The 24,171-nt window shown below is 41.6% G+C and carries 21 protein-coding genes and 3 tRNA genes; 11 read left to right on the plus strand and 13 right to left on the minus strand.

The features are described from left to right. The first annotated feature begins 21 nt into the window (after positions 1–21). From ACZ8ZH_RS01225 to ACZ8ZH_RS01240, 4 genes are all read left to right on the plus strand, one after another. Positions 22–399, plus strand: coding sequence for a GNAT family N-acetyltransferase (locus ACZ8ZH_RS01225; RefSeq protein WP_086209070.1), 378 nt, complete (start codon positions 22–24; stop codon positions 397–399). A gap of 185 nt (positions 400–584) precedes the next feature. Then, positions 585–660, plus strand: a tRNA-Phe gene (locus tag ACZ8ZH_RS01230). 136 nt (positions 661–796) lie between these two features. Next, a tRNA-Phe gene (locus ACZ8ZH_RS01235) sits at positions 797–872 on the plus strand. 142 nt (positions 873–1,014) lie between these two features. Further along, on the plus strand, positions 1,015–1,767 hold the full coding sequence (locus ACZ8ZH_RS01240) for a class I SAM-dependent methyltransferase (protein WP_086209069.1): 753 nt from the start codon (positions 1,015–1,017) through the stop codon (positions 1,765–1,767). A 10-nt stretch (positions 1,768–1,777) separates the two neighbouring features. Here the strand turns inward: ACZ8ZH_RS01240 and ACZ8ZH_RS01245 are convergent, their stop codons facing one another. From ACZ8ZH_RS01245 to ACZ8ZH_RS01265, 5 genes are all read right to left on the minus strand, one after another. Then, positions 1,778–2,197: a GNAT family acetyltransferase gene (locus tag ACZ8ZH_RS01245; RefSeq protein ID WP_086209068.1), complete on the minus strand. Its 420-nt coding sequence runs from the start codon at positions 2,195–2,197 to the stop codon at positions 1,778–1,780. Positions 2,198–2,324: 127 nt separating this feature from the next. Then, positions 2,325–3,842, minus strand: coding sequence for an acetyl-CoA hydrolase/transferase family protein (locus tag ACZ8ZH_RS01250; protein ID WP_086209067.1), 1,518 nt, complete (start codon positions 3,840–3,842; stop codon positions 2,325–2,327). A 204-nt stretch (positions 3,843–4,046) separates the two neighbouring features. Then, positions 4,047–5,507, minus strand: coding sequence for an ATP-binding protein (locus ACZ8ZH_RS01255; RefSeq protein WP_086209066.1), 1,461 nt, complete (start codon positions 5,505–5,507; stop codon positions 4,047–4,049). Positions 5,508–5,810: 303 nt separating this feature from the next. After that, positions 5,811–6,575, minus strand: a complete 765-nt coding sequence (gene ompR, locus ACZ8ZH_RS01260) for an osmolarity response regulator transcription factor OmpR (protein WP_086209065.1) — start codon at positions 6,573–6,575, stop codon at positions 5,811–5,813. A gap of 12 nt (positions 6,576–6,587) precedes the next feature. After that, positions 6,588–6,719: a hypothetical protein gene (locus ACZ8ZH_RS01265; protein ID WP_470247819.1), complete on the minus strand. Its 132-nt coding sequence runs from the start codon at positions 6,717–6,719 to the stop codon at positions 6,588–6,590. Positions 6,720–6,911: 192 nt separating this feature from the next. On the opposite strand from ACZ8ZH_RS01265, the gene ACZ8ZH_RS01270 reads away from it, so the two are divergent. Further along, positions 6,912–9,263, plus strand: a complete 2,352-nt coding sequence (locus tag ACZ8ZH_RS01270; protein WP_119063250.1) for a Tex family protein — start codon at positions 6,912–6,914, stop codon at positions 9,261–9,263. Positions 9,264–9,319: 56 nt separating this feature from the next. Here ACZ8ZH_RS01270 and ACZ8ZH_RS01275 read toward each other — a convergent pair whose 3' ends face one another. The 3 genes from ACZ8ZH_RS01275 to ACZ8ZH_RS01285 form a co-directional block, all read right to left on the minus strand. Further along, positions 9,320–9,637, minus strand: coding sequence for a hypothetical protein (locus tag ACZ8ZH_RS01275; protein ID WP_086209063.1), 318 nt, complete (start codon positions 9,635–9,637; stop codon positions 9,320–9,322). A 534-nt stretch (positions 9,638–10,171) separates the two neighbouring features. Further along, positions 10,172–11,059, minus strand: coding sequence for an SDR family NAD(P)-dependent oxidoreductase (locus ACZ8ZH_RS01280; protein ID WP_086209061.1), 888 nt, complete (start codon positions 11,057–11,059; stop codon positions 10,172–10,174). Positions 11,060–11,366: 307 nt separating this feature from the next. Continuing rightward, on the minus strand, positions 11,367–12,644 hold the full coding sequence (locus ACZ8ZH_RS01285) for an O-acetylhomoserine aminocarboxypropyltransferase/cysteine synthase family protein (protein ID WP_119063248.1): 1,278 nt from the start codon (positions 12,642–12,644) through the stop codon (positions 11,367–11,369). A gap of 294 nt (positions 12,645–12,938) precedes the next feature. Here ACZ8ZH_RS01285 and ettA point away from each other — a divergent pair, with 294 nt between their 5' ends. After that, positions 12,939–14,600: an energy-dependent translational throttle protein EttA gene (ettA, locus tag ACZ8ZH_RS01290; protein WP_470247820.1), complete on the plus strand. Its 1,662-nt coding sequence runs from the start codon at positions 12,939–12,941 to the stop codon at positions 14,598–14,600. Positions 14,601–14,665: 65 nt separating this feature from the next. Here ettA and ACZ8ZH_RS01295 read toward each other — a convergent pair whose 3' ends face one another. The 5 genes from ACZ8ZH_RS01295 to ACZ8ZH_RS01315 all read right to left on the minus strand — a co-directional run bounded on the left by ACZ8ZH_RS01295 (position 14,666) and on the right by ACZ8ZH_RS01315 (position 18,213). Beyond that, the gene (locus ACZ8ZH_RS01295; protein ID WP_119063361.1) at positions 14,666–15,469 is read right to left on the minus strand and encodes a DUF4198 domain-containing protein; all 804 of its coding nucleotides are present in this window, start codon (positions 15,467–15,469) and stop codon (positions 14,666–14,668) included. Between the two features lie 143 nt (positions 15,470–15,612). Beyond that, positions 15,613–15,954: a hypothetical protein gene (locus ACZ8ZH_RS01300; RefSeq protein WP_086209059.1), complete on the minus strand. Its 342-nt coding sequence runs from the start codon at positions 15,952–15,954 to the stop codon at positions 15,613–15,615. Between the two features lie 153 nt (positions 15,955–16,107). Then, positions 16,108–16,183 (minus strand) — tRNA-Glu (locus ACZ8ZH_RS01305). Positions 16,184–16,275: 92 nt separating this feature from the next. Continuing rightward, positions 16,276–17,784, minus strand: coding sequence for a glutamate--tRNA ligase (gene gltX, locus ACZ8ZH_RS01310; protein WP_086209058.1), 1,509 nt, complete (start codon positions 17,782–17,784; stop codon positions 16,276–16,278). Positions 17,785–17,928: 144 nt separating this feature from the next. Next, positions 17,929–18,213 carry a hypothetical protein gene (locus ACZ8ZH_RS01315; protein ID WP_086209057.1) on the minus strand — a complete coding sequence of 95 codons (285 nt, stop codon included), beginning with the start codon at positions 18,211–18,213 and terminating at the stop codon, positions 17,929–17,931. Between the two features lie 402 nt (positions 18,214–18,615). Here ACZ8ZH_RS01315 and ACZ8ZH_RS01320 point away from each other — a divergent pair, with 402 nt between their 5' ends. From ACZ8ZH_RS01320 to ftsI, 5 genes are all read left to right on the plus strand, one after another. Next, a complete protein-coding gene (locus ACZ8ZH_RS01320; protein ID WP_086209056.1) occupies positions 18,616–19,614 on the plus strand; it encodes a sulfate ABC transporter substrate-binding protein in 999 nt (332 codons plus the stop codon). A gap of 252 nt (positions 19,615–19,866) precedes the next feature. Then, entirely contained in the window at positions 19,867–20,886 is a 1,020-nt protein-coding gene (locus tag ACZ8ZH_RS01325; protein ID WP_470247821.1) for a sulfate ABC transporter substrate-binding protein, read from the plus strand. A 187-nt stretch (positions 20,887–21,073) separates the two neighbouring features. Beyond that, positions 21,074–21,997, plus strand: coding sequence for a 16S rRNA (cytosine(1402)-N(4))-methyltransferase RsmH (rsmH, locus tag ACZ8ZH_RS01330; protein ID WP_119063247.1), 924 nt, complete (start codon positions 21,074–21,076; stop codon positions 21,995–21,997). Continuing rightward, entirely contained in the window at positions 21,997–22,329 is a 333-nt protein-coding gene (gene ftsL, locus ACZ8ZH_RS01335; RefSeq protein ID WP_086209053.1) for a cell division protein FtsL, read from the plus strand. The genes rsmH and ftsL overlap by 1 nt, the downstream gene beginning before the upstream one ends. A gap of 12 nt (positions 22,330–22,341) precedes the next feature. Beyond that, the gene (ftsI, locus tag ACZ8ZH_RS01340) at positions 22,342–24,165 is read left to right on the plus strand and encodes a penicillin-binding protein PBP3 (RefSeq protein WP_086209052.1); all 1,824 of its coding nucleotides are present in this window, start codon (positions 22,342–22,344) and stop codon (positions 24,163–24,165) included. Positions 24,166–24,171: the final 6 nt, after the last annotated feature.

Consider the following 24,171-nt stretch of genomic DNA (forward strand, 5'->3'; position numbering starts at 1 on the left):
ATTGCTCAGGAGGGTTTATCAATGCCTATTACCGTACACGCTTATACTTCACTGGAAAAAGAAGAGTTGCGCAGCCAGCTAGAGCGACTGTACGACACCAGTCCTGAATTTGGCGATGGGCATGATGCCGTAGAACAACTTGAGCAAAATCTAGCTCAGTATACCTTACTTTACACTGCAGAATTTAATACTAAAGTCATTGGTGCACTTTGGTGTAGCGGGCAGGGTGAAAATAAAACGCTTGAATATATCGTGGTACATCCAGCAAATCGTGGGCGAGGGGTTGCGGAGCGACTGGTTGAAGAAACGTGTCGCATGGAAGAAAGTAAAGGTGTGAAAGTGTTTGAGCCAGGCTGTGGCGCGATTCATCGTTGCTTAGAGCACATTGGCAAAATTTAAGTTTTTTGAGGTCGTTTTAAGCTGCTTTTCTTCATGGAAAGTGATTGAGCCTTAGTTTAAGTACACAGGGTGAATCAAAAAATGTGCAAAGGGTGTTGAATATTGCTGTAAAAGTAAGCATTCAAAAGATTTTTGTGAAAACACACTTGACGCTACACGGCTTAAACTGTTTAATACGCGACATCGGCGTGATAGCTCAGTAGGTAGAGCAACGGATTGAAAATCCGTGTGTCCCCAGTTCGATCCTGGGTCTCGCCACCATATTTTAAATCTAATTTAAAGATTTCAATCCCTGATCCCATCAGGGATTTTTTTTGCCTGAAATTTATTCGATCAAATAAAAAAGTGATGATTTTTATTGACTATTCATCCGAGATACGGCTTAATACACGGCATCGGCGTGATAGCTCAGTAGGTAGAGCAACGGATTGAAAATCCGTGTGTCCCCAGTTCGATCCTGGGTCTCGCCACCATATTCAAAAAAGCCTCAAACATTGTTTGGGGCTTTTTTTCGTTTGAATAAAAATTCCATCTGATTGGATGTTGGACAAAATTATGCTTTTCGTGCTGGAGGGTGTGTTAATTTCGAATCAAAAATAAGATTGAGGGTGGCTTATGAAAGATTTATTTTCATCAGGAAGTTCGCTTTATCAATTGGCACGTCCGAGTTATCCAGCGAGTTTGATTCAAGAAATACTCAAGTATGTAGTTACTCCGCAATTTGCATGGGATTGTGGTGCGGGGTCGGGACAGCTGACTCAACTGTTGGCACCTTATTTTGATGCCGTGGTGGCGACAGATATCAGTACCCAGCAGTTACAGCATGCGCCATATTTTGAAAATGTCAGTTATCAAGTTCAGTCCGCAGAGCACACCAGCTTTGCTGAGCAGAGTTTTGATTTAATTACAGTGGCACAAGCCATTCACTGGTTTAATTTTGATCGGTTTTATGCAGAGGTGAATCGCACATTAAAATCAGATGGAGTTCTCGCTGTCATTGGCTATGGCCTCATTCAACTGCAACATCCTGAGTTACAAGCTTGTATCGAAAGACTCTATTTTAAAACATTGAAAGGCTATTGGGATGCTGAGCGATGTTATATCGACGAGGCCTATCAAACGATTCCCTTTCCCTATGAAGAAATTCCCATGCCTGAATTGTCGATGTCGTTTCAGTGGTCTGCTGACCAATTGTTGGATTATTTCAATACTTGGTCTGCGTTGAAGCATTATCGACTGAAAAATGCCGATGACCCTTTATACGAGTTAAAAGTATTTTTTGCGCTTGATGATCATGTGAGCCAAATCTTTGAACTTACATTTCCAATTTTTGTAAGATTGGGGCGTCTAGCGGTATCGGTGCATTAAATGTCTATGCTTAATCGGTAATCAAGCGTTTCCCAAAACAGACCACATCAATTTCTTCATAGCCCAGTTGTTCATAGAAGCTCTGCACGTCGATATTTTCTTTACGTACAAGCAACTGTAGTTTGGGGCAGCCCAAAGCAATCAGGCGCTTCTCTAGCTGCTGTATGAGTGCGGTTGCGACCCCATTACGTTGGAAGTGTGGATGTACCGCCAAATAATTAATCCAACCACGGTGACCGTCATAACCCCCCATCAAGGTTGCGATCAGTTGCTCATCTTTGACGGCCAATAAAAACAGACCATCTTTTTGTGCAGTCTTTCTAAAAATATCAATTTCAGGGTTGTTCCACGGGCGAGTGAGGTCACACACTTCCCAGAGGGCAATGACGTCTTCTAAATCGGTTTCGAAATAGGGGCGAATAATGAACATGAGCTTGGCATTTTTATTTTTTGGATGCCTTTAGATTAATTGAGTTTTTTTATTTTGATAAGTGTTTTATTACACTTTTCATCAGATATAAAAAAACGCCCAACTGGGCGTTTTTTAAAGCTTTGAATTAAGCCGATTTTGCTTCTGCTTGTACAGGAAGCATGTGACCTGTTTCTTCAAAGTTAGAATGCCAAGACAATGCTTCACGAAGGATATGAGGGGTATGACCGCCTTTCTCACATGAACGTGTGAAGTAGTCATTTAATGCATCACGGTAAAGTGGGTGAGCACAGTTGTCGATAATCGCACGTGCACGCTCACGTGGTGCTAAACCACGAAGGTCAGCCAAACCTTGTTCAGTGACTAGGATATCAACGTCATGTTCAGCATGGTCTACGTGAGAGGCGAATGGAACGATTGATGAAATATCACCGCCTTTTGCAATTGATTTGGTCACGAAAATTGCCAAGTGTGCATTACGGGCGAAGTCACCTGAACCACCAATACCGTTCATCATTTTCGTACCGCAAACGTGAGTTGAGTTTACGTTACCGTAAATGTCGAACTCAAGTGCAGTATTGATGCCGATAATGCCAAGACGACGAACCAATTCAGGGTGGTTTGAAATCTCTTGTGGGCGCAGTACTAACTTATCTTTGTATGCTTCAAGGTTATTAAATACTTTCTCGCCATATTTAGCAGAAAGGGTAATTGAAGAACCTGATGCAAATTTCATTTTACCCGCATCAATCAATTCAAAGGTACAGTCTTGGAGTACTTCTGAGTACATGACCAGGTCTTCGAAGTTTGAATCTTTAAGGCCTGTAAGTACAGCATTGGCAATTGAGCCAATCCCTGCTTGTAATGGGCCTAAGTTTTTAGGTAAGCGATTTTCAGCTACTTCTTTTTCAAAGAAAGCAATGAGGTGATCTGCAATACCTTGAGTTTCATCATCTGGTGCCGTTACGGTAGATGGAGAGTCGTGTAAGTCGTTGTTGATGACGATACCGACAATTTTTGCAGGGTCGATATTGATTGCATGTGTACCAATACGCTCATCGACTTGAGTTAGTGGAATCGGTTGGCGTGTTGGACGGTAAGTTGGAATATAAATATCGTGTAAGCCTTCAAAAGCAGGGCTTAAGTTGGTGTTGATTTCAACAATGACTTTTTCAGCAAAAATGGCGAAGCTTGCAGAGTTGCCGACAGACGTTGTAGGAATGATGCCTCCATCTTCAGTAATTGCGACTGCTTCAATCACAGCAATATCAGGTTTTTTCAACTGAAGGTTACGCATTTGTTCAACAGTTTCAGACAAGTGTTGGTCAATGAACATCACTTCGCCTTTGTTGATTGCTTTACGTAAAGTGTTGTCTACTTGGAACGGTAAACGACGTGCCAATACACCTGCTTCAGTCAATTGCTTGTCTAGGTCATTGCCTAAAGAAGCGCCTGTAATTAGTGTGATTTTTAAAGGATTTGTGTGCGCACGTTTAACCAATGCCAAAGGTACAGCTTTCGCTTCGCCTGCACGAGTGAAGCCACTCATCCCTACAGTCATGCCATCTTCAATAAAAGCAGACGCTTCTTCTGCACTGATGACTTTATCGTGAAGTGAAGCTAAACGGATACGATCTAAAGACATGGTTTACTCTCGTTAATATTCTGGATCTGGCACCGATTGTACCGATCAAGAACGACATTGTGCATACCTGTTAGGCTAAGGTCTAATTTTTGAAAAAATGTGGGTATAAGCTTTTCTGATGATTTGTAAGTATTTGAAATATATTTGGTAAAATTAAATTGTTGAATAGTTGAACAAAATCATTTGCTCAACTATTGTTCAATATCAAAAATGCTCTACTAGTGTTTGCTTGAGTTTTTCGAGCGGATTGTTGTTTGAAATTTCAACATCTTGCTGAGTATTTAAGGGGAGAGAAATAATTGCTTCGAGTCCACCTTGTTCACGATTATGAATAATCAATTCGCCTTGATGAATATCCACAATTCGCTTCACAATCGCGAGACCTAAGCCACTACCTTGTACGGTTCGGGCTTCATTACCACGGACAAAAGGTTGCATGAGCTCTTCAATTTGGTCTTCTGGGATCCCTTCGCCATGATCCGCTACGCTAATTAAAATGTGTTCATTTTCAAGTGTTGCGGAGAGTTCAATAGGTTCAGCACCATAACGTTTTGAATTATTGATGAGATTACCGATTAGGCGTTTGAGAGATAAACTGCGTGCTTGAATAATGGGGAGTTCTGTTGCGTCAAAACGAATATCTAGAGGTTTGAACTGCACCACCAATTCTTGTAACAACATATTTAAATCGGTGTCTTGGATTTCCTCATCTGAACCGTCGCGCATATAGGAAATGAACTGATTTAAGATCGCATCCATGTCCTCGACATCATAAATCAGACCTTCTTTTAAAAAATCATCATCAGGCATCATTTCTGCACTGAGTCGGATGCGGGTCAATGGTGTACGTAAGTCGTGGGAAATCCCTGCCAACATAATTCGACGGTCACGTTCAGTTTGATCTAAGGTATAGATCATGTGGTTAAAAGCCTGATTGACCTCACGGATTTCTTGTGGCCCATGGTTGGTCTCGAGATAAGGGGCTTTTCCTGTCTTACTGTAATTATTGGCAGCATTTTGCAGTCGACGTAGCGGGCGGTTAAGTTGGCGAACAAGGGTTAAAATAATGGCCGCTGCAATCAGGGGAACACCAAGTAACCAGCCAAAAATCAGCTCTGGACTATAGTTGGCATAGGTTTTGAGTGGTTCACGTACCCAGTTACCATTCATTTCTGGGGTTTGAATCCAAATCCGCGGACTGGGCTTAAATTGAAAATAAACTGTAGCATGTTCTACATTCAGCTCTTTGGCGAGCTTGGCTTCAATTTGGTTGGTAAAGAATTCAGCAATCACCTTGTCTTTGACATTTGGATATTCTTTGGGGTTGGTAACGTATTCAATGCCCACCCGACTTCTTAGCCAGTCATCGACATCAACTTCCGCATCTTTATGATAAATACGCAAATCAGGGTTGTTTAGTATTTCTAATTCAACCGCAAGATAGCGGGCGTGTTGTTGAATTTCAGGTAGATATAAAGTTCGCCAAAAGAACCACAAGGACATAAATAAGCTAAAGAACACCACAAACAACACCAGCACAGTGGTGCGCATGGCAGCAGAGCGTGGCTTAATTTTGTCGAGAAACCGTTCCCAACGCGTGCGCTTTCTCTCTGAGTAAGCTTCGTAATCTGTAAATTTTTGAGGGTCGATGGGTTCGAGTTTCACGTGATTTCCTGTTTCTATGTAAGTGACATAGTTCAATGGTGACAGGTATGCGATACGCGAAAAGTCATCTGCAATTGTTCGAGGCAGGAGCTCTGAATGTTATAAAGTTTCTGCGAGTATGATGTTGAAATGCAGAAATATGCCGAGTTTTGCAGATGGCAATGGTTTTGCTTACTTTTGTCGAAACAAAAGTAAGGCGAACCGCAGGTTAATCGATAAAGTTGAGCTTAATTTTAGGACTCCGTCGTGCCTATTATTGCTACTCAGCTTTAAAAGACCAAAGCCGTATTTTTCAGTTTTGAATTATTCCGCACCATCTGGAACAAAGACATAACCTACACCCCAAACCGTTTGAATATAACGTGCACGAGCAGGGTTTTCTTCTACAAGACGGCGTAGGCGCGATACTTGAACATCAATCGAACGTTCCATTGCACCCCATTCACGGCCACGCGCAAGGTTCATCAATTTGTCGCGAGTCAAAGGCTCACGTGGGTGTTGTACCAAGGCTTTTAGTACCGCAAACTCACCTGTAGTTAGGGTTACGACTTGACCTTCACGTGTTAAGGTGCGTGTTGATAAATCAAGTGACCATGGACCAAAGCTGACTACTTCCATTTGTTGGCTTGGTGCACCTGGAACTTCACGGACTTGGCGGCGCAGTACGGCGCGAATACGTGCTAACAACTCATTTGGATTAAATGGTTTTGGTAAATAGTCATCTGCACCCGCTTCTAGACCTGCAATACGGTCTGAGTCACTGCCACGTGCGGTAAGCATAATAATAGGGGTATCAATATTTGATTGGCGTAGACGACGGCAGATACTTAAGCCATCTTCAACAGGGAGCATGAAGTCGAGCACAATCAGTGAAAACAGTTCGCGTTGTAAGAGACGATCCATTTGGGTTGCATCATGCGCTGTTTTCACTACAAAGCCTTTATCTTCTAAAAAGCGTTGGAGTAGCGTACGTAAACGCACATCGTCATCTACCACTAAAATGCGTTCAACGCGATCTGCGTCGTTATGTACGGCATCTGTTTTTTCAGCAGGTACAACTAAACTCATTGAAGTGCTCCTTTATTCTTTATTGTCATCGTAAACAAAAGTCGGGATAGTCTTGAGTATACGACTCATTTGTATGTCTTTACTATGCTCTAAAGCAACAAATATTGCAGGTAAAATCAAGACATAGATACCAAATGTATACATCTTAGCCCATAGAAAAAAATGGCAAAGAATACCTAAAAATAAGATTTAACACTGAAAATAAGATGGATTTATGAAATTTGCCTGAAATATGTCACATTTAAGCCATTAAATTAATAAAAACAGTTGTGGATTTTATAGTCTTGGTCTTTATAATCATGGCTTTTAGTACATATCCTTGTGGGATCACATACGATGACTGACTTAGTTCAGCAGTTGGCAAAAGAAATTGCCGTACGTCCAAATCAAATCGAGGCTGCCATCAAGTTGATTGATGAAGGTGCTAGCGTTCCATTTATTGCGCGTTACCGTAAAGAAGTCACGCAAGGCTTAGATGATGCGCAGTTACGTCAGCTCGATACACGTTTGGCTTATTTACGTGACTTATTTGAACGTCGCGAAAAGGTAATCGAATCATTAAAAGAACAAGACAAATTGTCTGATGATTTATTGGCACGTGTAAATGCTGCTGAAACTAAAAATGCCTTAGAAGAAATTTACGCACCATACCGTCCAAAACGAACCAGTAAATCATTTAAAGCCAAAGAAGCAGGCTTGGGCCCGATTGCAGAAAAAATCTTTGCAGAAGCGGTTGATCCTGCTGAAGCATTGGCAGGCTTTAGTCATGAAGATTATCCAGATTTAGAAAGTCAGTTGGATGCGATTCAACATATTTTAATTGATGACTGGGCGCAGAATATTGCACTGACAACTGAACTTAAGGCCACGTTTGCAAAAACGGCCACTTTAAAAAGTTTAGTGGCAAGTGACGAGAAAAAAGAAGTTGGCAAAAAATTCCGCGATTACTTCGACTTTTCTGAAAATTTAAACAAAGTCCCGTCACACCGTTTATTGGCGATGTTACGTGGTCGTCAAGAAAACGTTTTAGGTTTAAAAGTTGATGGCGAAGATGATGCACCATTGGCGCGTATTGAAACTGAATACAGCCTTGAAACTGCACAGCCGCAAGCACGTCAAGACTATTTAAAACAAACGGCTAAATTGTTCTGGTTAGGCAAGGTTCGTCCAAGTATCGAACATTCGTTGCTTACTGAAAAACGTCTTGCAGCTGAATCTGAAGCCATGGATGTTTTTGCTGAAAACTTACGTCATTTATTGTTGTCTGCACCCGCAGGTGCACGTACAACCTTAGGTGTAGACCCTGGCATCCGTACAGGGGTGAAATTGGCTGTGGTGAATGCATCGGGTGATGTACTTGCACATAGCACGATTTATCCATTTGCTCCCAAAGACGATAAAGCGGGTTCAATTGCAGAACTGGCTCGTTTATGCCGTGAATTCAATGTTGACCTGATTGCCATTGGCAATGGTACAGCAAGCCGTGAAACAGAAAGCGTTGTAGCTGAAATGATGGCTGCAAACAGTGATTTAAAACTGACCCGTGTTTCAGTATCAGAAGCGGGTGCATCAGTTTATTCAGCATCTGAATTGGCATCTGCGGAGCTACCAGAGCTAGATGTGTCGATTCGTGGTGCTGTGTCGATTGCACGTCGTTTACAAGACCCATTGGCTGAGCTAGTAAAAATTGATCCAAAGTCGATTGGTGTAGGTCAATACCAACATGATGTGAACCAAACTGGTTTAGCAAAAACGCTTGAAGCGGTGGTTGAAGACTGTGTGAACTCGGTGGGGGTGGATGTTAATACTGCATCATCTGCTATTTTGGGTTATATCGCAGGTTTGAATAAGTCGATTGCACAGCAAATTGTCGATTTCCGCAAAGAAAATGGTCGTTTTGACAACCGCCAAGATTTGAAGAAAGTACCACGTTTAGGCGAGCGTACTTTTGAACAAGCGGCAGGTTTCTTACGTATTCAAGATGGTTCAGAGCCATTGGATGCTTCTGCTGTTCACCCAGAGTCTTATGCATTGGTTGCTAAAATTGTTGAAGCGAAAGCGACAACAGTGAAAGACATCATTGGTAACTCTGAAATTATTCGCCAAGTGAATGCAGAAGAATTTACAGATGAGAAATTTGGTCTACCAACCATTCAAGATGTACTGTATGAACTGGAAAAACCAGGTCGTGATCCGCGTCCAGAGTTCCGTACCGCAAAATTCCGTGAAGACATTACGGAAGTAGCGCAGCTAGCAGAAGGCATGCAGCTTGAAGGTGTTGTGACCAATGTGACGAACTTCGGTGCTTTTGTGGATGTGGGTGTACACCAAGACGGTTTGGTCCATATTTCAGAATTGGCGAATGAATTTGTTGCAGATCCGCATAAAGTGGCGAAACCAGGTCAAATTGTGCAAGTGCGTGTACTCAGTGTAGATGCGGAGCGTAATCGTGTGAATTTGTCGATGCGCCCTGAAGGTGCTGATGCGCCTAAAGCTCCACGTCAACCACGCCGTGAAAATGCAGAGCGTAGTGAACGTAAACCACAAGGTAAACGTCCACAACAAGCACGTCCGCAAGGCGAGCGCACTCAAACAAACAAGAAGCCACAAGAGACTAAACCTCAAGAAAATAAAATTGGTGGTTTAGGTACATTGTTGCTTCAAGCGGGGATTAAAGGTTCTAAATAATCTTTAATGTTTAAATAAAAAAACCTCCCAATTGGGAGGTTTTTTTATGGTTTCTTTTATCCGTTGATGATTGGCACGATCCAACTGGTGATGATTAGCATAATGCCAAAATGCCCTAGCTTTCGACATACTTTGACAAAAGTCGGTGCAGGTTGTTCTAGTCTCGTCGCATAATCTTTCAGGCTCATAGCTTGCGTGCTACGACTATGCCAAAGGAAAACAGCAAGGTCGATACAGATCAGAATTGTGCCGACATTGGCCACGACATCCATCATCACATAATCTTGTAAATACAGGCTGCTGCCTACGCGGTAGCTGAGGTAAATCGCAAAGGCGATACATACGTATTGCAGGACGAAAGAAAAAGTGCGCATAGACTCACAAAACAAAAAATGACGGCTGTTTATAACACAAAATGTGAGATTGCATCGTCATCTTTATTTTTGTCTATAAAAAATAGTGGGTCTCTAGTTTATTACACTTTGAGCAAGTAGCCCTGAAAGCGTCGATATCAGCCCTATTTTTAATAAAATATTGCTATATAAACGAGACGGTGGGGGAGTTTTTACTGGTGTAGAGTCTGTGTGATTTTTATTGTTTAAATGAGAGCTTGAGCATTGGGCAGTGAGTCGGCTACTGAAAGCAAATTCGATCAAAATTATCATTAGCCCACCATAAACCATAACTTGCCAAATTGAATGATCAGGAAGGCGAAGTTCTATATATAGATTAAAAACCATAAGTGAGGCAAAAATGAAACAAAAGAGTTTGAAAATATAAAGTGCCTGCATTTTTATCTCCTTTTCTTCTTATTTTTATATTGGATTTTATTTCTTAACGATCTGTTAAAACTTACAAAATGTGTAAACCCAGCCGTTCAATGAAAAGCTGGGTCATGATCAGGAAACTTACCAGTGTTCACCTGGGAATAAGCGTGCATACGCTTTTTGTACCCAGTTGAGTTTTTGTGGCTCACCTACCGATGCGCTAGAGCTAGGGAATAAGTTATAGCCAATCGACATGAGTTTGTTGTTGATGTCTGGTGCAATTGAATAAGTGATAGATGCCAAACGACCGAGGTTGGTTGCGACTTTCTTCGGACGCTTCACAATCGCGTACGCGACTAAATCTGCTGCTTGTTCAGGTGAAAGCGTGGGTACGTACTTATAAATTTTTGTTGGTGCAATCATCGGCGTGCGGACTAAAGGCATATACACTGACGTAATCGCAATTTTATGTGAATGTACTTCGGCTGAGAGACAACGGCTGAACGCATCCAAAGCAGCTTTAGATGCTACATACGCTGAGAAACGGGTAGCATTTGCCAATACACCAATTGAGCTAATGTTAATAATATGACCATCACGACGAATCATCATTTGTGGCAAGATGTTCATCACTAAACGCACGGCACCAAAGTAGTTGAGCTGCATGGTGCGTTCAAAATCATGAAAGCGCTCTGTTGACTCATGTACCGCGCGGCGAATTGAGCGTCCTGCGTTGTTAATCAAAATATCAATATGATCTACTGAAGCTAAAATTTGTTTAGAAACTTCATCAATGGAATCTAAATCATTTAAGTCACAAGGGAAAACCGTAGCTGAACCACCTTTGGCTTCGATATCTGCTTTGACTTCTTCTAAGGTTTCTTTGGTGCGTGAAACTAATAGTACATGTGCGCCTGCATCAGCCAGTTTATGTGCAACTGTTAAACCAATACCACTTGAAGCACCTGTAATTAAGACGGTTTTTCCGTTTACACGTTCTTTAAAAAGTCTATCAATTCTTGAATTCACTTTATCTTTCCTGATCTAAATAGAATATTTGAGGGTTATGGCTGTTTTTGTATTCGATTATTTATGCTGGATTTTTGGACCAATGCAGCTGCTTTCCTTAACAATATGATACCTAAACTGCTTCAAAATATCACGGCATAAGTTATTGAATTAATAAATAATTTTAGAGTAAAAACTCTATTTTGCTTATTCTAATAATTAACTTTTATCACGAATCAAAATGAAATTAAAGGGCTATAAATATAAAAGACAGCTGTATAAAAAACCTCAATCATGTGATTGAGGCTTTTATTTTGTAGGATGCATTTCAGACTTGGGCTAAGGCTTGCTCTAAATCTGCAATTAAATCATCAATATGTTCAATCCCTATGGATAGGCGCACCATATCGGTACTCACGCCTGCTGATAGCAGTTCCGCTTCATTCAACTGACGATGCGTGGTCGTTGCAGGGTGGCACGCTAAACTTTTGGCATCCCCAATATTAACTAAGCGTGTAAACAGTTGTAGGGCATCAATAAAACGTGTCCCACCTTCAAGGCCATCTTGTACCCCAAAAGATAAAATTGCGGAAGGCTGCCCTTTGACATATTTTTGTGCCAAGCCATGCTGAGGGTGATCTTTCAATCCAGCATAGTTAACCCATTTTACTTTGGGATGGGCTTGTAAATATTCTGCGACTTTCTGCGCATTGAAGATGTGACGTTCCATACGCAAGTTGAGTGTTTCTAAGCCTTGCAGAATCAGGAACACACTGAGTGGGCTAATCGCAGCACCAGTATTGCGCAATGGAACGACACGAGCGCGAGCAATATAGGCTGCTTCGCCCAAAGCTTCAACATAGTTCACGCCGTGATAACTTGGGTCGGGTGTATTCAGCACTTTAAAGCGCTCAGGATATTTGCCCCAAGGAAACTTGCCACTATCAACAATCGCACCGCCAATCGAATTGCCATGTCCACCAATATATTTAGTGAGCGAGTGAATCACGATGTCAGCACCATATTCAAACGGTTTAAGCAAAGCAGGGGTTGCAACCGTATTATCGACCACTACAGGTACTCCATATTCGTGGGCGATTTTGGCAATTGCTTCTAGGTCGATAATATTGCCCAGTGGATTACCAATGGATTCAACAAAAACCAACTTGGTTTTTTCATCAATTAAGCCACGTAGGGCTTCTGGATCTTGATAATCAAAGAAGCGTACCTCAATGCCTTGTTTCGGCAGAGTGTGGGCAAACAGGTTATAAGTGCCACCGTACAAGGTCGATACTGAAGCAATGTTGTCACCTGCTTCAGCAATGGTTTGAATAGCATAAGTAATGGCAGCCATGCCCGAAGCCAAAGCCAAAGCTCCAATACCTCCCTCGAGTGCAGCTAAACGCTGTTCGAGCACCGCAGTGGTTGGATTCATAATACGGGTATAAATATTGCCTTGGACTTTCAGGTCAAATAGGTCAGCGCCGTGTTGCGTATTATCAAAGGCATACGAGGTCGTTTGGTAAATCGGCACAGCCACAGCTTTAGTGGTGGCCTCAGGGCTATAACCAGCATGGATAGCCAAAGTTTCGTCTTTATAGGTCATGTGACTTCATCTGCGTGAGTTAAATATTACACAGTCTACCATTAATGAATATAAGTGAAATTGCAAAAAATATGAATGTTTATCTAAAATTTTCATAATGAAGTGTAAGTTTTAACTTGGTAAGCATATAAAAACTGCTGAAAACAAGCGTTTAAAAAACACTCGAACTGAAAGTTGTAACATTGCATTGAAGATCAGTTTAATGCCTTATTTTTTCAGCGCATTCATCGTATAATGCCCCAAAATATTTTTCGCTGTTTTGCGATTTTTTGGTTTTCTATTGAGGAGTCCTGCGTGGCCCAATATATTTATACGATGAACCGAGTGTCTAAGATGGTTCCGCCTAAGCGCGAAATCTTGAAAGACATCTCTTTGTCATTTTTCCCGGGTGCAAAAATTGGTGTGCTTGGTTTAAACGGTGCAGGTAAATCGACCTTGCTTCGTATTATGGCTGGCGTAGACAAAGATTTCTCTGGTGAAGCTCGTGCGCAACCGGGTATCAAAATCGGCTATTTAGAGCAAGAACCACCACTCGATCCAAATAAAGATGTTCGCGGTAACGTTGAAGATGGTTTACGTGAACCATTAGATGCTTTGGCACGCTTGGATGAAGTATTTGCTGAATATGCGGTTGAAGACGCAGACTTTGACAAATTGGCAAAAGAGCAAGAAAAATTAGAAGCGATTATTCACTCATGGGATGCACATAACCTGAGTAACCAAATGGATCAAGCTGCTGCAGCATTGAACCTTCCAGCTTGGGATGCAGACGTAACTTTACTATCAGGTGGTGAGCGTCGTCGTGTTGCATTATGTCGTTTGCTTTTATCTAAGCCAGACATGTTGCTTCTAGACGAGCCGACGAACCACTTGGATGCAGAGTCTGTATCTTGGTTAGAGCGTTTCTTGAAAGACTTCGCGGGCACGATTGTGGCGATTACGCACGACCGTTATTTCTTGGATAACGTCGCTGAATGGATTCTTGAGCTTGACCGCGGTATGGGCATTCCATATCAAGGCAACTATTCTGCTTGGTTAGAGCAAAAGAATGCACGTTTAGAGCAAGAACAGAAGCAAGAAGAATCTTTTGCTAAAGCATTGAAAAAAGAACTGGAATGGGTTCGTTCAAATGCTAAAGGTCAACAAAAGAAAAACAAAGCACGTATGGAGCGTTTTGAAGAACTTAACTCACGTGAGTTCCAACAGCGTAACGAAACGTCTGAAATCTATATTCCACCTGGTCCGCGTCTAGGCAATAAAGTGGTTGAAGTAGAAGGCATCAGTAAATCATTTGATGGTCGCGTACTCTACGAAAACTTAAGCTTTACCGTACCACCTACAGCAATTGTGGGTATTGTGGGACCAAACGGTGCAGGTAAAACCACACTATTCCGTATGATGACGGGTGAACAACAGCCTGATACAGGTACGGTGACACTAGGTGAGTCGGTTAAAGTCGCTTATGTGGGTCAGATCCGTGATACTTTGGATAACAACAAAACCGTTTGGGAAGAAGTTTCTGGCGGTTTGGATATCCTAAGAATTGGCGAATACGAAATTGCATCACGTGCTTATATTGGCCGTTTTAACTTTAAAGGCCAAGATCAGCAAAAACGTGTAGGTGAATTGTCAGGTGGTGAGCGTAACCGTTTACAACTGGCGAAAATCCTGCAAATGGGCGCTAATGTCATCTTACTGGATGAGCCATCGAACGATTTGGATATCGAAACTTTACGTGCACTTGAGGATGCAATTCTTGTATTCCCAGGCACGGTAATGGTGGTATCGCATGACCGTTGGTTCCTTGACCGTATTGCAACACATATCTTGTCGTTTGAGAACGAACAGCCTGAGTTTTATGAAGGCAACTATGCCGAGTATGAAGCATACCGCTTGGCTCGTTTAGGTGAAGATGCTGTACAAAAACGTACTAAATACAAGAAAATTGGCGGTTAATACTGTCGTTAGCCAATAAAAAAACCAGCCTTCGGGCTGGTTTTTTTATGTTTGTTAATTGTTTTCTAAGGTGTTTTAGAGGCATTCACTTGTAAGCTGATAATGCTGTAATACTGATTTTTAGGTTTTGCTTTGGCATCGACCTTTTCGCTCACTTCAATCAAGTATTGTCCAGCCTGTTCAAAAGTGAGCGTGGCATTGCCTTGTGCATCAACAGGTGTGCTTTTTGCTTGCTGTTCAAGCTCACCTTGAGCGCGAACCATAAGCTCTGCATGCGCAAGAGCTTTGCCTGCTTGCGTAATTTGCAGTTGTACAGGTTGTTGTACATTGATTTGGTTGGGATGGGTTTTAAAGCTGACTTGAATTGGGGCTGGTGTTATAGCGACAGGTGAGGTGCTGTCCTTGCTGACATAGCTTTGAATGCTCCATTCACGAACCGTAGAGACCTTGCTTGGCACTTTACCTTTAAAGTCACTTGGAATGACATAGTCACGCTCACTCAGAGCAGGAACTTTGTCTGCTGCTACATCGGCAAAAATTTTCCACTGACGATTGTGCTGTACGTAATCAATTGGATACGAAGTCTTTGCGAAAATGGTATAGGTACCCTTTTCAGGAAGTTTGAGATCAAACGTTGCTGCTGAGTCTAAATTTTTTACGGGTTGAACGGTACTTTGAGTTTGGTTGGGCTGAAAAACAGTGAAGGATGTATCTTTTAAAGCGTATTCAGGATGAAAAGCTTGTTCTGCATAAGCACTGAGAACAGGAACTTGGGTATTCTCTGTGAGATAGGCTAAGGGTGCGACATAGGGTTCATGGGCTTGAGTCGCAGTGCTTAGAGCAAGCGCACAAAAGAGCATATTTCTCATGGCAATAAAGTTCCGAATAAAATCAAAAAGTGGGTTGATTATATCGAGAAAAAATACCATTTGATAATAATTATTATTTATAATTTGCCTGAAGAAAAAGGAGAGCTTGGCCTCTCCTTGATCTGCTGATATTAAGAGGGGATTTAAATTTCCCACTCATGGTCGCATTCGCGGCATTTCCATTTTTTTTGGGATTGCATAAAGCCTTGCATCGAAATTTTAAAATCTGGAAGATCTCGGTAAAACAAGAAACCCGCAACTACACATACGATAAACACGACAACCGTTGCAATTTGAAGTGTTGAGCCCGCACCATCCCCAAAGATCCACATTGCAATGCTAATTAACACCAGAAGTAATAACACAAAGATAGCAGGGATTAGAAAAACTAAACTTTTAGGCACAACTGGACGTGCTGCTGGAGCGCCTGCTTGAGCAACAGGCATAATTTTTGGACTTTGGCATTGAGGACAGCGGTATTGCATGACGACTCCGAAATTCTAATCTATGTTGTATTCTAATCGGATTAGTACAGAAAGCCAAAAAAAGCGTTGGAATGGATGGCTAAGAAATTTCAGGCAATAAAAAACCCAAGTCATTATGCTTGGGTTTTTTATCAGATGTTGCCATCTTAAATATGGCGTCCCTACGGGGATTCGAACCCCGGTTACCGCCGTGAAAGGGCGATGTCCTAGGCCTCTAGACGATAGGGACTTATTGAGGCATCACGTTGAGTGGTTAACACCGTCTCTCTGTGTGAGCGCTATATTAGGGATATAACGTTCATGCGTCAACTAAAAAATCAATTAAGCGTTATCAACTGCATCATTTTTCGGCAATTTTAAGCTTTCATTCAGTTTTTCCCATACTTTTGCTTCTTTTTTGCTTGGACCGCCTACAATTTCAAGCGCATGACGTAAGCGCGCGAAGGTTAAGTCAGGACCGATGGTGACCATGGTTTGCATCACAGGGGTTGAAGCAGTCGAACCTGCAATCGCAATAAAGAACGCTGGCATAAAGTCACGCAGCTTAATCTCCATCTGGGTGGCTAAGTCCATCAATGTTTGGCTTACTGTATCATTGTTCCACGTAAACATGCTTTCTAAGCGCCAAATCGCAAATTGAAGGCTCTGACGAACTTGCTCTTCGGTCAACTTTTTGCTTTCAAACTGTTCTTTGCTCAGTGCGGGGAACTGATTAAAGTAGTGCGCAGACCAGTTTACGGCTTCTGAAAGTAAGTTGATCCGCGGTTGAATCGCTGCTGCGATGTCTTCGAGCATCTTGCGGTCAGATTTCCATGCCAGTAGTGTATCTAATAGTTCAGCTGGGCTTAAGCCTTTGATCCATTGACCATTGAGCCAATTGAGTTTTTCTACATCAAAAATTGGGCCACCTAAAGAAACACGGTGAATATCAAAATGCTCAATCATCTCAGCCAGATTGAACTTTTCACGTTCATCTGGCATTGACCAGCCCATACGACCTAAATAGTTCAATAGGGCTTCTGGCAAGACACCAATGTTTTTATAGTACGTGATTGATGTTGGATTTTTACGTTTTGACAATTTTGACTTGTCTGGGTTACGTAGCAAAGGCATATGACCCAGTACAGGCATTTCCCAGCCAAAATATTGGTAAAGGAGCTGGTGTTTCGGTGCAGAAGGCAACCATTCTTCACCGCGGAACACGTGAGTAATTTGCATGAGATGGTCATCGACCACATTGGCAAGGTGATAGGTTGGCAAGCCATCTGTTTTCAATAAAACTTGCATGTCCACTTGTGCCCAAGGAATTTCTACTTCACCACGTAGCAAGTCATTGACTGTACAAATCCCTTCTTCAGGTACTTTCATTCGAATCACATGTGGCTCACCTGCAGCAAGTCTGCTTTGAACTTCTTCGGCAGATAGTTTTAAACCACGACCATCATACTTTGGTGTTTCACCACGGGCTTGCTGTTCAGCACGCATTTGATCAAGTTCTTCGCTTGTTGCAAAGCAGTAAAATGCATGACCTTTCTCAACCAAATCAAGAGCATATTGTTTATAGATATGCATTCGCTCAGACTGGCGATATGGTGCATGTGGACCACCGATGTCTGGACCTTCTGACCAATTCAGGCCTAACCAACGAAGAGAGTCTAAAATCATTTTTTCAGATTCAGGTGTTGAACGCAGTTGGTCGGTATCTTCGATACGTAGAATAAATTCACCACCGTGTTGCTTGGCATAGCATAAGTTAAATAATGCGATATACGCTGTGCCCACATGTGGGAAGCCTGTTGGAGAGGGAGCAATACGAGTACGAACAGTCATGGCCAATAATGATTCAGAATGTAAATTGAGGTCTATTATAACGAAAAAGCCCGACCACTTAATGCTTAATTCAACATTCCGTGATCAGACTTTTAATCGGCAACATCATCGCTTGAGAGAGGCGCTGATGTGATGCTTTTTTATTTAGAGGAAGAGCGATTGCACAAAACGACTGAAGCGTTGGTTTTGTGTAGCAAAGAAATTTTGTGTCGGTGCAACTTTAATTGAGGTCATGATTTTTAAATCAGTATCCGTCAATGTGTTTTTTTCACCACTTTTTTGTTGGCTGAGCGCTTTCTCAATCAACGATGTTTTTTCAGCAGGCATTGCAACTTTATCGTTGTTTTGAATTGCGGCACTGTGTCCTATTTGGCTCATACATGCCAAGCCGATACTTAAAGTAACGCTGTGTAAAAATGTTGCTTTCATGTCCTTATTCCCCCTCTCAACATGGTATTAGAACAGATTTTTATTAAAAGTCTTTTTCAATCTAGTTTCAATTTAACCAGTTTTACCAATAAAAAAGTGTAACTGTGTCACAAAATTTACAAAAATATAAAGAAAGTTTGGTTAAATTGACATTTCTAAATAGAAAATACAAATCGTTTGGCTTTTTGTACCAAACAAGTGTGGAGATAACATGAAGATTTCAAAATTTTAAGTGCGTAAATCAGTGTTTGCTCCGCGATGATTATGAGAAAAAGTATAGAGCTTAGTCATTCAAAAGATATCTTTTTATTCGATTTTGAAGTCATAATTAATTATAACTAGATGATTGTATTGATTTTTTGTTGTTTATATAGTGGGAAAATTCACTAAGAGTATAAAGCAATGAAAAAAATATTAGCGACATCTGTTTTTGTGTTACTGGGGGGCTGGGCTGCAACGACGTATGCAGCAAAAGATTTCTTAAATGTGTCTTATGATCCGACTCGTGAGTTCTATCAAGAATATAACCAAGCTTTTGGGCAATATTGGAAAACCCGAACAGGTCAGGAGGTAAACTTTAAGCAGTCGCATGGTGGTTCTGGCAAGCAAGCACGGGCGGTTGCAACCGGGCTACAAGCTGATGTAGTGACTTTAGCATTGGCCAATGATATTGATGAAATCGTCAATACGGGACAAATTGATAAAAACTGGCAAAAAGAATTTCCAAATAACTCTGCTCCTTATACTTCAACCATTGTGTTTTTGGTACGTAAAGGTAATCCAAAGCACATTAAAGATTGGAATGATTTAACCAAGCCAGATGTTGAAATTATTACCCCTAATCCCAAAACGGGAGGGGCTCCACGCTGGATTTATTTATCAGCTTGGGGTTATGCATTGAAACAGCCAGGTGGAAATGATGCCAAAGCCAAAGAGTTGGTCAAAAAGCTGTATCAAAATGTCAAAGTACTGGATTCAGGCGCACGCGGTTCATTAACCACATTCGCTGAGCGGGGGATTGGCGATGTGCTTTTGTCTTGGGAAAATGAGGCTTTACTGGCAACGCAAGGTTTGGGTAAAGACAAATATGATATTGTTTACCCGTCTATTTCGATTCTTGCTGAGCCATCAGTTGCGATTGTGGACAAAACCGTCGACAAAAATGGCAATCGGAATTTGGCCAAAGGCTATTTAAATTATTTGTATTCGCCTAAAGGGCAAGAGTTGGCTGCGAAGCATTTTTTCCGCCCGCGAAATAAACAGGTCGCGAATAAATATATTGCACAATTTCCAAAACAAAAAACATTTAATATTAATGATGTCTTTGGTGGATGGGCTAAAGCGCAAAAGACTCATTTTGTGAATGGTGCGATTTTTGATCAAATTTATACTGAAAAATAAGTAGCTTAGCTTAATAAATGAATGTTTGATCAGTGAAAGTGAATAGTTATATATTCACTTTCTGCATATTTAAAGCATAAAAATCTATTTAATTGGAAGAAATAAAGAGCGGATTATTATTTTGAATAAAAACAGTGGATTAATCCTGTTTAAATTAAAGGTCGCAACAATTTAATCATGAAACACGAATTGTGGTTTGTGATTTTGTTTCATATATTTAGCATAATTTTAGATATTTAATTTAATGTTGCTATGAAAACCCATTTAAAATTTATTCTGACTGCTGCTTTATTTGCATCAGGCCTGACATTGAGTGTTACTTCAGCACAAGCTGCGGATCGTACTATGCTCAATGTATCTTATGATGCAACACGTGAGTTTTATGATGAATTTAATCAGTCTTTTGCTGCTTACTGGCAAAGTCGTACAGGACAAACGGTCGAGTTTAAACAGTCACATGGTGGTTCAGGTAAGCAAGCACGTTCGGTGGTGGATGGTTTAAAAGGCGATGTAGTGACTTTGGCTTTGGCCAATGATATTGATGAAATCGTGAAGTCTGGTCAAATTCAACCAGGCTGGCAAAAAGAGTTTCCAAATAACTCGGCACCTTATACATCGACCATTGTATTTATGGTGCGTAAAGGTAACCCGAAAAAAATTAAAGACTGGTCTGATTTAACCAAACCGGGTGTACAAATTATTACGCCAAATCCAAAAACAGGCGGATTGCCACGGTGGGTGTATTTGTCCGCTTGGGGTTATGCATTGAAACAACCTGGTGGTAATGACACCAAAGCGAAAGAGTTTGTCAGTAAAATGTACCGTAATGTAAAAGTCATGGATTCTGCAGCACGTGCTTCAATGACGACATTTGCGGAACGTCGCATAGGTGATGTGTTATTGACGTGGGAAAATGAAGCCTTAGTGACACAAAAAACATTAGGTAAAGACCAATCCGAGATTATTTATCCTTCGATCTCGATTTTAACTGAGCCTTCTGTCGCAATCGTAGATAAGACCGTTGAGAAAAATGGCAATAAGTGGTTAGCCAAAGGTTATATTAACTATTTATATTCACCGATCGGTCAGGAAATGGCTGCGAAATATTTTTACCGTCCGCGTAATGCTGCGATTTTAGAAAAATATAAAGCGCAATTCCCACCCTTACAAACTTTCACCATTGATGAGGTCTTTGGGGGCTGGGCGAAAGCGCAACAGACTCACTTTGTGAATGGGGCAATTTACGATCAGATCTCAAATAACCGTAAATGAGTTAGGCTCGCTTTGCCGATGCTGTTTAAAAAGTCTCCTACGGGAGGCTTTTTTTATGACGGTGGCTGTTTTAAAACGGTTTTGTCTATGAAAAGTAATATTTCCGTACAAAAAGTCGTTTGGAGCTTTGTTAAAACAAGGTAATAATGTGCAGTTACATTTTTCCTTCCGATCGTATTGAGTCTTTATGTCGCATATTTCTGTATTACTTCACGAAACTGTTGATGCTTTGGTAGCAGATCGCAATACAGGAATTTTCATTGATGGCACGTTTGGTCGTGGCGGACATACCCGTTTATTGTTATCTAAACTGGATGAAAATGCGCGTGTCTATGGCTTTGATAAAGACCCACAAGCACTGGAAACAGCGGCTATTTTAGAACAAGAAGATCCACGTTTTAAAATTATTCATGCCAGCTTTGCTGACCTGAAATATGAGCTGGAAGCACGTGGGATTGGCTTGGTTGATGGAGTCATGGCAGATTTGGGTGTGTCTTCACCGCAGCTCGATCAGGCGGAGCGTGGCTTTAGTTTTATGAAAGATGGTCCGCTTGATATGCGTATGGACAACTCGCAAGGTCCAACGGCAGCGCAGTGGTTAGTGGATATTGAAGAAGAAGCCTTAGCCAATGTTATTTTCCAATATGGCGAAGAGCGTTATAGCCGGCGTATTGCGAAAGCTATCAAGGCTGCAGGGTTGATTGAAACCACAGCTCAACTGGCCGAGATTGTGAAAGTGGCACACCCGAAATGGGAAAAAAATAAACATGCTGCAACCCGAACTTTTCAGGCCATTCGTATTGCCATTAATAAAGAATTAGAAGATATTGAAGTTTTTCTACCACAGGCGGTAGATGTTTTAAAGCCGAATGGTCGTTTGGCGGTCATTAGCTTCCATTCACTAGAAGATCGCTTAATTAAACAATTTATTCAAAAAGAGTCGACACTTGAAGAAGATTTGGGCTGGGGCATGCCACAACAACGCGCAGATACGCGTCGTTTAAAGAAAGTATCACGTGTGAAAGCAAGTGATGCCGAAGTGAAAGCCAACCCACGTTCACGTAGTGCATGGCTTAGAGTTGCAGAACGCTTAGTAGCAAAAGGCGAATAATGAAAACTGAAGTCGTTGAAAAAACTCCAACAAAGTTAAAGTTTAAGAAGTTCATTGCTTATGCCATTTTATTGGTGCTGGTGTTTATCAGTGCCATGATGGTGGTCTTACAAGTTTTTGAATATCGACATGACTATCGTGAAATGAGCTCTTTTATGCGAGAGCGCGATGACCTGAATGCAGAATGGGGGCGTTTGTTGATTGAACAGCAAACCTTTGGCGCAACTGCACAAATTGGAACGCGCGCAGTGACACAACTTCGAATGTATTCACCTCCTGCGGCACAAACCGTAGTAATTTCTTTACCCACGACTTCAGAAAATAAAAAATAAGGCCGCTGCAACATGGTAGAAAAGCGTAAACCCACCCGTAAAAAACAGCAAGCGGTGACTGAAAAATCAGCGTTACAGGTTGAGATGTGGCGTTTTTATCTGATGTGGGCAGTGGTTTTAGCCTGCTTCTTTGCTTTGGTCGGACGTGCTTTTTATGTTCAGGTGATTAATACTGAATTTTTACAAAACAAAGCCAATGCCAATATTTTAAGAACTGAAAAAATTAAGGCCATGCGTGGCGTAATTTATGACCGTCATGGTGTACCTTTGGCGATCAGTACACCAATTATGAAAGTGGTGATTGATCCTCGTGATTATTTTGATAATAAAAAGTTATTTGATGAAATCACCGCTGAATTAGCCAATGATCCGCATAATCGTAAATTGAAACGTCAATTGCCTGATAAAAATTTAAATTTAGATGAGTTGGCTGATGCTGTTGGCATGGATCGGGCCGAGTTAAAGCAAAAGTTGAACGAGCGCCCTCGTTCACGGTATTTGGTTTTGCAAAAAGAAGTCCCGCCACAGCAGGCAGAGCTGATTATGAAGCGAGGCTTCCAAGGGGTGTATACCGAAAAGAACTACAAGCGCTATTATCCTCAGCCCCAGCCGAATGCACAGATTATTGGTTTGACCAACAGTGAAGGTTCAGGCATTGAAGGTCTGGAAATGCAGCTCAATCAACGTCTTTCAGGTATTGATGGTGAACAGCAAGTCGTTCGTGACAAAAAAGGCAATCGCTTTAAAGATCCAGAAGTAATCAAAGAAGTTGAGCCAGGGGAAAATATTACCCTCAGTATAGATTCGCGTTTGCAGTACATCATGTACCGTGAGTTGACTGCTGCGGGTGTAGCGAACAATGCCCGTTCTGCAACAGCCATCGCGGTGGATGTAAAAACGGGTGAAATTTTAGCGATGACATCATGGCCATCGTATAACCCGAATGATAAAAATAGTTTATCGAATAAAGATGCCATGCGTAACCGTGGAGCGGTTGACTCTTTTGAACCAGGTTCAACCATGAAACCTTTAACCATTTCTATGGCTTTGGAAAGTGGAAAATATCAACCTAATACCGTGGTGAATACTACTCCAGGTTCGATGCGGGTCGGCAACCATACCATTCGTGATACGCATAACTATGGCCCATTGACTTTGGGTGGCATTATTCAAAAGTCCTCGAACGTCGGTGTGGCAAAAATTGCGCTTTCACTCCCTTATTCAACTTTGCCAACGTTTTATAAGCGTTTGGGCTTTGGTCAACGTTCGGCAGTGAAATTTCCGGGTGAAAGTGGTGGTCTAATCTTACCACCAAGTAAATGGAATGTTTCTGAAGTTGCAACAATGGCTTATGGCTATGGCTTGAATGCCACTGTGCTGCAAATGGTGGATGCTTATGCCATGTTGGCAAACAAAGGGGTAAAAATGCCTTTGAGTTTGTATAAGTTGGATGCACCACCTCAAGGTGAGCAAATGATTGATCCAAAAATTGCGGATCAAGTCTTGCTGATGATGGAAACTGCAACCTTGCCAGGTGGTACAGCGACTCGTGCGACCATTCCGGGCTACCGTGTAGGTGGTAAAACAGGTACAGCACATAAATTACGTGCTGACCGTAAAGGTTACTCAACCAACGAATATCGTGCGCTTTTTGCTGGCGTTGCACCTGTGAGTGATCCGCGTTTGGCGATGGTGGTCGTGGTTGAAAACCCACAAGGCACTTACTATGGTGGTACTGTATCGGCACCTGTGTTTGCCCGTGTTATGCAAGAATCCTTGCGTTTAATGAACGTTCCTTTAGATAAACCCTTAGATTCTCCCGAAATCAAGAGATAGGTGATG

This window comes from Acinetobacter sp. SW-226, assembly GCF_055632855.1.

Bases quoted from the DNA above. Each gene is read 5' to 3' on its own strand.
- ACZ8ZH_RS01225 (WP_086209070.1), top strand. From the start codon at position 22: ATGCCTATTACCGTACACGCTTATACTTCACTGGAAAAAGAAGAGTTG.
- ACZ8ZH_RS01240 (WP_086209069.1), top strand. From the start codon at position 1,015: ATGAAAGATTTATTTTCATCAGGAAGTTCGCTTTATCAATTGGCACGT.
- ACZ8ZH_RS01245 (WP_086209068.1), bottom strand. From the start codon at position 2,197: ATGTTCATTATTCGCCCCTATTTCGAAACCGATTTAGAAGACGTCATT.
- ACZ8ZH_RS01250 (WP_086209067.1), bottom strand. From the start codon at position 3,842: ATGTCTTTAGATCGTATCCGTTTAGCTTCACTTCACGATAAAGTCATC.
- ompR (WP_086209065.1), bottom strand. From the start codon at position 6,575: ATGAGTTTAGTTGTACCTGCTGAAAAAACAGATGCCGTACATAACGAC.
- ACZ8ZH_RS01265 (WP_470247819.1), bottom strand. From the start codon at position 6,719: ATGTATACATTTGGTATCTATGTCTTGATTTTACCTGCAATATTTGTT.
- ACZ8ZH_RS01270 (WP_119063250.1), top strand. From the start codon at position 6,912: ATGACTGACTTAGTTCAGCAGTTGGCAAAAGAAATTGCCGTACGTCCA.
- ACZ8ZH_RS01275 (WP_086209063.1), bottom strand. From the start codon at position 9,637: ATGCGCACTTTTTCTTTCGTCCTGCAATACGTATGTATCGCCTTTGCG.
- ACZ8ZH_RS01285 (WP_119063248.1), bottom strand. From the start codon at position 12,644: ATGACCTATAAAGACGAAACTTTGGCTATCCATGCTGGTTATAGCCCT.
- ACZ8ZH_RS01295 (WP_119063361.1), bottom strand. From the start codon at position 15,469: ATGAGAAATATGCTCTTTTGTGCGCTTGCTCTAAGCACTGCGACTCAA.
- ACZ8ZH_RS01300 (WP_086209059.1), bottom strand. From the start codon at position 15,954: ATGCAATACCGCTGTCCTCAATGCCAAAGTCCAAAAATTATGCCTGTT.
- gltX (WP_086209058.1), bottom strand. From the start codon at position 17,784: ATGACTGTTCGTACTCGTATTGCTCCCTCTCCAACAGGCTTCCCACAT.
- ACZ8ZH_RS01315 (WP_086209057.1), bottom strand. From the start codon at position 18,213: ATGAAAGCAACATTTTTACACAGCGTTACTTTAAGTATCGGCTTGGCA.
- ACZ8ZH_RS01320 (WP_086209056.1), top strand. From the start codon at position 18,616: ATGAAAAAAATATTAGCGACATCTGTTTTTGTGTTACTGGGGGGCTGG.
- ACZ8ZH_RS01325 (WP_470247821.1), top strand. From the start codon at position 19,867: ATGAAAACCCATTTAAAATTTATTCTGACTGCTGCTTTATTTGCATCA.
- rsmH (WP_119063247.1), top strand. From the start codon at position 21,074: ATGTCGCATATTTCTGTATTACTTCACGAAACTGTTGATGCTTTGGTA.
- ftsL (WP_086209053.1), top strand. From the start codon at position 21,997: ATGAAAACTGAAGTCGTTGAAAAAACTCCAACAAAGTTAAAGTTTAAG.
- ftsI (WP_086209052.1), top strand. From the start codon at position 22,342: ATGGTAGAAAAGCGTAAACCCACCCGTAAAAAACAGCAAGCGGTGACT.